The organism is Massilia yuzhufengensis, from assembly GCF_900112225.1.
Classification (GTDB): Bacteria; Pseudomonadota; Gammaproteobacteria; order Burkholderiales; family Burkholderiaceae_D; genus Telluria; species Telluria yuzhufengensis.
Map to the genome: position 1 here is coordinate 111,810 of NZ_FOLD01000016.1, position 8,263 is coordinate 120,072.

Annotated in this window: 8 protein-coding genes and 1 tRNA gene; all 9 read left to right on the forward strand. The window is 65.0% G+C overall.

Annotated elements, in window-relative coordinates; translation table 11 throughout:
- Positions 1-39: 39 nt before the first annotated feature.
- A complete protein-coding gene (locus BM031_RS14520) occupies positions 40-444 on the forward strand; it encodes a hypothetical protein (protein WP_229408901.1) in 405 nt (134 codons plus the stop codon).
- A 10-nt stretch (positions 445-454) separates the two neighbouring features.
- Positions 455-652, forward strand: a complete 198-nt coding sequence (locus tag BM031_RS14525; protein ID WP_091875288.1) for a hypothetical protein — start codon at positions 455-457, stop codon at positions 650-652.
- A gap of 261 nt (positions 653-913) precedes the next feature.
- Positions 914-998 (forward strand) — tRNA-Leu (locus tag BM031_RS14530).
- A 140-nt stretch (positions 999-1,138) separates the two neighbouring features.
- Positions 1,139-1,930 carry a hypothetical protein gene (locus BM031_RS14535; RefSeq protein ID WP_091875289.1) on the forward strand — a complete coding sequence of 264 codons (792 nt, stop codon included), beginning with the start codon at positions 1,139-1,141 and terminating at the stop codon, positions 1,928-1,930.
- 23 nt (positions 1,931-1,953) lie between these two features.
- The gene (locus tag BM031_RS14540) at positions 1,954-4,188 is read left to right on the forward strand and encodes a penicillin acylase family protein (protein WP_091875290.1); all 2,235 of its coding nucleotides are present in this window, start codon (positions 1,954-1,956) and stop codon (positions 4,186-4,188) included.
- A gap of 68 nt (positions 4,189-4,256) precedes the next feature.
- On the forward strand, positions 4,257-4,808 hold the full coding sequence (locus BM031_RS14545) for a thymidine kinase (RefSeq protein WP_091875291.1): 552 nt from the start codon (positions 4,257-4,259) through the stop codon (positions 4,806-4,808).
- A gap of 1 nt (position 4,809) precedes the next feature.
- Positions 4,810-5,379 carry a hypothetical protein gene (locus tag BM031_RS14550; protein ID WP_091875292.1) on the forward strand — a complete coding sequence of 190 codons (570 nt, stop codon included), beginning with the start codon at positions 4,810-4,812 and terminating at the stop codon, positions 5,377-5,379.
- A gap of 172 nt (positions 5,380-5,551) precedes the next feature.
- Entirely contained in the window at positions 5,552-7,825 is a 2,274-nt protein-coding gene (locus BM031_RS14555) for a carboxy terminal-processing peptidase (protein ID WP_091875293.1), read from the forward strand.
- Between the two features lie 171 nt (positions 7,826-7,996).
- Positions 7,997-8,263, forward strand: a 267-nt coding sequence (locus tag BM031_RS25970; RefSeq protein ID WP_441293474.1) for an IS1/IS1595 family N-terminal zinc-binding domain-containing protein, incomplete at its 3' end; no start/stop codon positions are given.

An 8,263-nucleotide genomic window follows, 5' to 3' on the forward strand; every position in this document is an offset into this window, starting at 1 on the left:
GGTATGCTCCGGGTTGAACCTATGTGAGGAGAATCGTGTATGGCAACTGGCTGGTGGAGCGTCCTGAAGACCGTCCCTTGGAGCGAAGTCATTCATGCGGCGCCGCAGGTGGCGAGCGGCGCGCGCAGGCTGTGGGATACGGTGGCGCGCAAGTCCGGCGCGGCCCCCGGCATGGCGCCGGGCATGGTGATGGAAGAAGAGCCGCAGGAAGACTTCTTCGGCACCCTGGTCATGCGCGTCGAGAAGAATGAAATGACCCTGGCCGACCTGCGCGGCCAGATGCTGCAGGCCTCCGAGATCATCGCCAACCTGGCCGACCAGAACGCCCAGCTGATCGCCAAGATGGACATGGCGCGCACCCGCATGCTGTGGCTGGGCGTGGCGACCGGCGTCTCCGGCATCCTCGCGCTGGTGGCGCTGGCCCTGGTCGTCGCACGCACCTAGGACAGGCTGCATGAAAGCGGTACTGATCCTGGCGACGCTGTTCGTGTTCATCTCGATGCTGCTGAACGCGGCCCGCAATCGCGGCAAGCTCGACGACAAGGCCAACCGCGCGGTGGCCGGGCTGGCCTCGTCGATGCGGATCTTCGTGTATGGGCTGCTGTTCTTCGTCGGGATCGTGTGCCTCGCCGTCGCCTGGCAGTCGCTCTGAACGCGCAGGCCCATCTATTGCTCGTTTATTGTCCGATGTCGCTGACACGCGCATGAGCAAAACTGGCGCTTGAAGCTCCGGGCTTCGTGCTTATCTAGGCCATGTCCTTTGGTGAATAGTTTCACCTCTCCGCGTGTCTCCAACTCAGTTCGACTGGGTTATTGGCCGCTGCCTTCATCGGCAGCGGCATTTTTTTGTTCTTCACGGCATTGCTCAAGCACTAACACCGAGCTTGCTGCACGTAGTACAATCCCCGCCGGCGCGGGCATGGCGAAATTGGTAGCCGCAGCAGACTTAAAATCTGCCGACGCAAGTCTTGCCGGTTCGATTCCGGCTGCCCGCACCATATCGCCGCCCTGGCGATGCGATGCTCGACCCTTCCTCCAGCAGCGTCATGACATGCTCATCCATTGGTCCGCGCGCCCGGATGGTGTAGCATGCCGGACGGCGGCTCCCTCCTGGCGCCGCAGCAGTTGAGGACTAGAATTGAACATCACGATTAACGACGAGCTGCGCGCCTTCGTCGACCCATTGACCGACATCGAACATGCCGCCCTCGAGCGCAGCCTGCTTGCGGAGGGCTGCCGCGACGCCCTGGTGCTGTGGCGCGACACGCTCATCGACGGCCATAACCGCTACGCGATCTGCCAGAAGCACGGCATCCCTTTCCGCACCGTCCACAACAACAACTTCGCCTCGATCGAGGACGTGATGCTGTGGATGATCGACAACCACCTGGCGCGCCGCAGCGTGTCGGACTTCCAGCGCGGCCTGCTGGCGCTGAAGAAGAAGGAAATCGTCACCGCCCGCATGGCTGAACAGCTGGCCTCGGAGCCGCCCAAGCCGGAAGCCGACGACCTCGATGCGCGCCCGCCGCCACCGTGGAACACGCGCGAGGACGTGGCCAAGGCCGCCCGCGTGTCGGCCAATACCATCAGCCAGATCGAACGCATCCAGAAGGCGGCGACGCCGCAGCTGCGCGAAGCGGTGCGCTCCGGCACGATTTCGATCAACGCCGCGGCGAACGTCGCGCAGTTGCCGGAATCCGAGCAGATCGCCGCCGTCGCCGGCGGGCGCAAGGAATTGCAGCAGGCGGCGCGCCAGGTGCGCGAGCAGAAGATGGCGACCCGCCCGAAAAAGGAAACCGCGTCGGGCGACCCGGCCGAGGATCTGGCCGCGGCGCGCGCGGAAATCGCCTCGCTCAAGGACCGCGTCGCGACCCTGCTCACCGAGAACGAAGTGCTCAAGCAGCGCCTGGTACACGCCGGCGCCGCATAATCAATCCACCAGGAGACCCCCGCATGCGCGCAGCCCGCTTGACCGCCCCGTTCATCCTCGTCAGCGCGGTGTTCGCCGCTGCGGCGCCGGCGCTGGCCGCTGCGCCCGCGACGGTGCCAGCCGTGCGTCCGGCCCCGGCCGCCGCCGACCTGGCGCGCTGGCAGAAGACGGCAGGGCGGGTGACCATCATGCGCGACAAGTGGGGCATCCCGCATGTGTTCGGCAAGCAGGACGCCGACGCGGTGTTCGGCCTGCTGTACGCGCAGGCCGAGGACGACTTCAACCGCGTCGAGCTCAATTACATCAACGCGATGGGGCGCCTGGCCGAAGTCGAGGGCGAGAAGGAAATCTGGCGCGACCTGCGCATGAAGATGTACATCACGCCAGCCGACATGCGGGCCAAGTACGCCGCCAGCCCGGCCTGGCTCAAGCAACTGATGATCGGCTTTGCCGATGGCCTCAACTATTACCTGCACACGCATCCGGAAGTCACGCCAAAGCTCATCACCCGCTTCGAGCCGTGGATGGCGCTGTCCTTCAGCGAAGGCAGTATCGGCGGCGACATCGAATCGATCGACCTGAAGGAGCTGGAGCGCTTCTATGGCAAGCGCACCCAGCCCGCGATCGCCAGTCCGGGCCGCAACCTGGATGCCGAACCGCGCGGTTCGAACGGCTTCGCGATCGCGCCCAAGCTCTCGGCCACCGGCAACGCGCTGCTCCTGATTAACCCGCACACCTCGTTCTACTTCCGCCCGGAAGTGCACATGGTCAGCGAGCAGGGCCTCAATGCCTATGGCGCCGTGACCTGGGGCCAGTTCTTCATCTACCAGGGCTTCAACGACAAGACCGGCTGGATGCACACCTCGGGTGGCGGCGACGTCATCGACGAGTACCTGGAAACCGTGGTCGAGCGGGGCGGCAAGTTCTTCTACCAGTACGGCGGCGGCGAGCGCCCAGTGAAGGCGGTGCCGGTGACGCTGCCGTACAAGACGGCCTCCGGCGCCATGGCGAGCAAGACTGTGACGGCCTGGTTCACCCACCACGGCCCGGTGGTGCGCGAGCAGGGCGGCAAATGGGTGGCCGTGAAGATGATGGACGAGCCGCTCAAGGCGCTCACCCAGTCCTACACCCGCACCAAGGCGCGCGACTACGACGCCTTTTACAAGGCAATGGAACTGCGCACCAATTCCTCGAACAACACGGTGTATGCGGACGCCAAGGGCAATATTGCCTATTTCCACGGCAATTTCATCCCGAAACGCGACCCGCGCTTCGACTGGAACAAGCCGGTGGACGGCAGCATCGCCGCCACCGAATGGCAGGGCTTGCACGAAATCCGCGACACGATCACGCTGTTCAACCCGGCCAGCGGCTACATCTCGAACACGAACAACTGGCCCTTCAGTGCGTCCGGCGCCAACAGTCCGAAGCGCAAGGATTATCCCGACTACATGTGGTCGCTTCCCGAAAACGCCCGCGGCCGCCACGCCGAGCGGGTGCTGAAGGATGCCAAGGGTTTCACCATCGACAGCCTGATCGCCGCTGCGTATGACAGCCACCTGACCGCCTTCGAGCCGCTGGTGCCGCAGCTGCTCAAGGACTTCGATACGCTGCCGGCCGGCGACCCGCGCAAGGCGCAGCTGCAGGCGCAAGTGGCCGCGCTGCGCGCCTGGGACCTGCGTTTCGGTGTGGCGTCGGTGCCGACTTCACTGGCGGTCTACTGGGGCCAGGACATGCTTGCCCAGCACGCCGCGCGCGCCCGCGCCGCCGGCGTGCCGACGGTCGATTTCATCACCAACAGCTTGAGCCCCGAGGAGCGCCTGGCCTCCCTGCAGCGCGCGTCCGACAAGCTGGCGGCCGACTTCGGCAGCTGGCAGACGCCATGGGGCGAGATCAACCGCTTCCAGCGCATCAGCGGCGATGTCGACCAGCAGTATGACGACAGCAAGCCGAGCTATCCGGTCGGCTTCGCCTCGGCCAACTGGGGCGCGCTGGCCTCGTTCGGTATGGTGGCCAAGCAAAAGACCAGGCGCATCTATGGCGACCGCGGCAACAGCTTCGTCGCCGTCGTCGAATTCGGCCCGCGCTTGCGCGCCAAAAGCATCCTGGCCGGCGGCAACAGCAACAACCCGGCCTCGAAGCACTTCGCCGACCAGGCCGAGATGTACAGCCGTGGCGAGTTCAAGGACGTGCTGTTCTACAAGGAAGATATCGAGAAGCACCTGGAACGCACATACCACCCGGGCCAGCGTCCCTAGGCTGGTGCCTGGCCAGTGCTGCTTGTTATAATCCGGCAATTCATTGATGCGTCGTTCGGGGCTGGTGCGTGGCAAAACTCTATTTCAGGTATTCGGCGATGAACGCCGGCAAATCCACCGCCCTGTTGCAGGTGGCGCATAACTATGAAGAGCAGGGCCAGAAGGTCAAGCTCTACACGGCGGCCATCGACGACCGCTACGGCGTCGGCCTGATCACCTCGCGCCTCGGCCCGAACCGCCAGGTCGACGTGTTCGACCGCGAGACCGATTTCCTGGCCAGTGCGCCGCCGGTGTCCTGCATCCTGGTCGACGAAGCCCAGTTCCTCACCACCGCGCAAGTGCAGCAGCTGCACCAGGTGGCCCAGGTGCGCGGCGTGCCCGTCATCTGCTACGGGCTGCGCAGCGACTTCCGCGGCGAACCCTTCCCCGGCTCGGCCTACCTGCTGGCGCTGGCCGACGACATCGAGGAAATCAAGAACATCTGCACCTGCGGCAAGAAGGCGACCATGAATATCCGCGTCGACGCCGACGGAAACCGCATCCGCGACGGCGAGCAGGTGAGCATTGGCGGCAACGAAAGCTACCGCCAGGCCTGCGGCCGCTGCTTCTATTCGCGCTGACATGGCGCTGCAGGGCTGCGTGTCCTGGCTGCCGGCCGCCGCCTGCGGCGGCGCCGAGATGCTGCTCTACCTGGTCCCGTCGGCCGCGCTGGCGCTGCTGCTGTGGATCGGCTCCGGCGCCCATCCCTTTTTCTTCCTGTTCACCACCGTTGGCACCCTGAGCCACGAACTGGCGCATTTCTCGGTCGGCTTGTTGACCAATGCCGAGCCGGTCGGCCTGAGCGTGCTGCCGCGCCGCATCAAGCGGCCAGGGAAGGGGCATAACTGGGAACTCGGTTCCGTCACCTTTGCCAACTTGCGCTGGTACAACGCCGCGCCCGCCGCGCTCGCGCCTCTGCTGGTATTGGGGATTCCCGTGCTGGTGGCGTGGTGGCGCACCCGTCACGGCTGGGTGTTCGAACCGCTCGACCTGGCGCTGGCCCTGTTGCTGGCGCCGCAATTGCTGTCGTTCTGGCCCTCGCCGGTCGACTGGCGGCTGGCGGCGCGTTCGTGGCCCTGGATCCCAGTGCTGCTTGTTGCCGGCCTGGCCATGTATTTCCAGGCTGAATTGCTCGAGCTTGTCAAAGGGTGAACACCAGGCTTATGCCAGCCTTAAGCATGTGCCGCAAAGCCGCGCAAATGCGCACATGCCGGCTCTGCCTCGCAGCGGCTTCCTGTAGAATGGGCCGCAAAGGGCGTATTGACCGGCACGCCTTGCCGGTCCCGCCGAGGCAAAAGAATTTTCCGTTTCGGAGAGACGACGAATGAAGAAACATCATCTGATCATGGCCGCGATGGCCTTCGCCATGTCCGCCCATGTGGTGACCGCCCAGCCGGAAAAGGTCGCGACCATCGCGCCGTCCAAACCCGCAGGTTCCTTGCAGATGAAACCCCTCGCCGAGCAGACCCAGGCGGCGCTCTGGGCTTCGCGCGTGCTCGGCCGCTATCACTACAAGGCGGTACCGCTCGACGACGCCATGTCGGCCAAGATCTTCGATAACTTCTTCGATTCGCTCGACAGCGAAAAACTGTACTTCGTCCAGGCCGACATCGACGGCTTCGCGCCGATGCGCACCAAGATGGACGATGCGATCAACAACGAGAACCTCACCGTTCCGTTCGCCATCTACAACCTCTACCAGCAGCGCTTCACCGACCGCATGAACTACGCGCGCCAGCTGCTCAAGACCAAGCCCGACTTCACCCTCGACGAATCGATCGAGCTCGACCGTGAGAAATCGCCATGGGCCAGGAGCGAGGACGAAGTGCGCGACCTGTGGCGCAAGCGCGTCAAGAACGACTGGCTGCGCCTGAAGCTCGCCGGCAAGGAAGACAAGGCCATCCGCGACACCCTCGACAAGCGCTACGAGAACTACATCGGCCGCGTCCGCAAGCTCAACAACGAAGACGTGTTCCAGATGTTCATGAACGCGTATGCCACTTCCATCGAGCCGCATACCAATTACCTCGGCCCGCGCTCTGCCGACAACTTCGACATCGCCATGCGCCTGTCGCTGGAAGGCATCGGCGCCGTGCTGCAGTCGCGCGACGAATACACGGTCATCCGCGAAATCGTGCCGGGCAGCCCGGCCGCGCTGTCGGGCAAGCTGAAGGTGGGCGACCGCATCGTGGGCGTGGCCCAGGGCAATGGCGCCTTCACCGACGTGCTCGGCTGGCGCATCGACGACGTCGTCCAGCTGGTGCGCGGCGAAAAAGGTTCCACCGTCCGCCTCGACGTGCTGCCGGGCGACGCAGGCCCTGACGCCAAGCACGTCAGCGTGTCGATGGTGCGCAAGAAAATCAGCATGGAAGAGCAGGCCGCCAAGAAATCGATCATCGAAGTCAAGGATGGCGGCGTCAAGCGCCGGGTCGGCGTGATCTCGCTGCCGACCTTCTACCTCGACTTCGAGGCGCGCCGCCGCGGCGACAAGGACTTCCGCAGCGCCACCCGCGACGTGGCCCGCATCCTGGGCGAACTCAAGAAGGACAAGGTCGACAACGTCCTGATCGACTTGCGCAACAACGGCGGCGGTTCGCTGACCGAGGCCATCGAGCTCACCGGCCTGTTCATCGACAAGGGTCCGGTGGTGCAGCAGCGCGACGCGCAGGGCCGCATCGAGGTCGAGGCCGACCAGCAGGCCGGCTTGTCCTGGGATGGCCCGATGGGCGTGCTGATCAACCGCGGCTCGGCCTCGGCATCGGAAATCTTCGCGGCGGCCATCCAGGATTACGGCCGGGGCCTCGTCATCGGCGAGCCGAGCTTCGGCAAGGGCACGGTCCAGACCCTGATCGACCTGGACCGCTTCTCGCCGGGCGAAAAGGTGCGGTATGGCGAACTGAAAATGACGATCGCCCAGTTCTTCCGTATCAACGGCGGCACCACCCAGCTGCGCGGCGTCACGCCGGACATCAAGCTGCCGCAACTGTCGGACATGGACAGCTTCGGCGAATCCTCCTACGACAATGCGCTGCCGTGGGTCGCCATCAAGCCGGCCAATTATGCGGCGGCAGGCGATCTCAAGGAACTGATTGCCCCACTGCAGAAGCGCCATGAGGCACGCATTTCCAAGGACAAGGAGTTCCAGTTCCTGCAGGAAGACATCGCCGAAGTCATGAAGGTACGCAAGGAAAACGCGATTTCGCTGAACGAAGCCGTGCGCCGGAAAGAACGCGACACCCAGGATGCCCGCGCCAAGCTGCGTGAAGCGCGCCTGGCCGGCGCCAGCGGCACCGCGACCGACGAACCGGCGGCCGGCCCGGCCGGCAAGGAAGCGCGCGGCAAGGTGCCGGCGCCGACCAAGCCGGCCAAGGCGGTGACGGCCGTGCGTGGCTCGCCACGCCAGGACGATGGCCTGCAGTACGACGAGCGCGACCTCCATGCGGAACTGGCGGCCGAGAAAGCCGCCAAGGACGCCAAGGACATCCTGCTCCAGGAAGCCGCCAACATCCTGGCCGACGAAGTAGGCATGCTGCGCACTGATACCCGCATGGCCTCGCGTGCGATGCCCTACATGGCCTTGCCGCGCACCGTCGACTGACCGATCGCGCGCCGGCAACGGCGCCGCATCCCGACCGGGTCTGATGGCCGGGTCCCGCATATACGGGACCCGGCCATTTTTTTAGGCGCTGTCACCCTTGGCTGTGGATGAGGATTGAACTGTCGAGCTGCGCCACGGTCCAAACCGTATCGCCATCCGACGGAGCCTCCCATGCGTTCGCCCCGCTTCAAGAAGTGGTTCGCCGCCCTGCCGGTGCTGAACCAGCCCCAGCGCCTTCAAGTGATCGACGCCTTGCGCCCGGCGGCCGGGCTCGATCAATTGCTGGCGCTGCTCGACGGGTTCCGAACCGAGCGCTGCTGTCCTGCATGCGCCAGCACGCGCTGGCACCGGCATGGCCAGGCCAACGGCTTGCAGCGCTACCGCTGCCGGGAATGCCGGCGTACTTTCAACGACCTGAGCGGCACACCGCTGGCGCGC

Bases quoted from the DNA above. Each gene is read 5' to 3' on its own strand.
- BM031_RS14520 (WP_229408901.1), top strand. From the start codon at position 40: ATGGCAACTGGCTGGTGGAGCGTCCTGAAGACCGTCCCTTGGAGCGAA.
- BM031_RS14525 (WP_091875288.1), top strand. From the start codon at position 455: ATGAAAGCGGTACTGATCCTGGCGACGCTGTTCGTGTTCATCTCGATG.
- BM031_RS14540 (WP_091875290.1), top strand. From the start codon at position 1,954: ATGCGCGCAGCCCGCTTGACCGCCCCGTTCATCCTCGTCAGCGCGGTG.
- BM031_RS14550 (WP_091875292.1), top strand. From the start codon at position 4,810: ATGGCGCTGCAGGGCTGCGTGTCCTGGCTGCCGGCCGCCGCCTGCGGC.
- BM031_RS14555 (WP_091875293.1), top strand. From the start codon at position 5,552: ATGAAGAAACATCATCTGATCATGGCCGCGATGGCCTTCGCCATGTCC.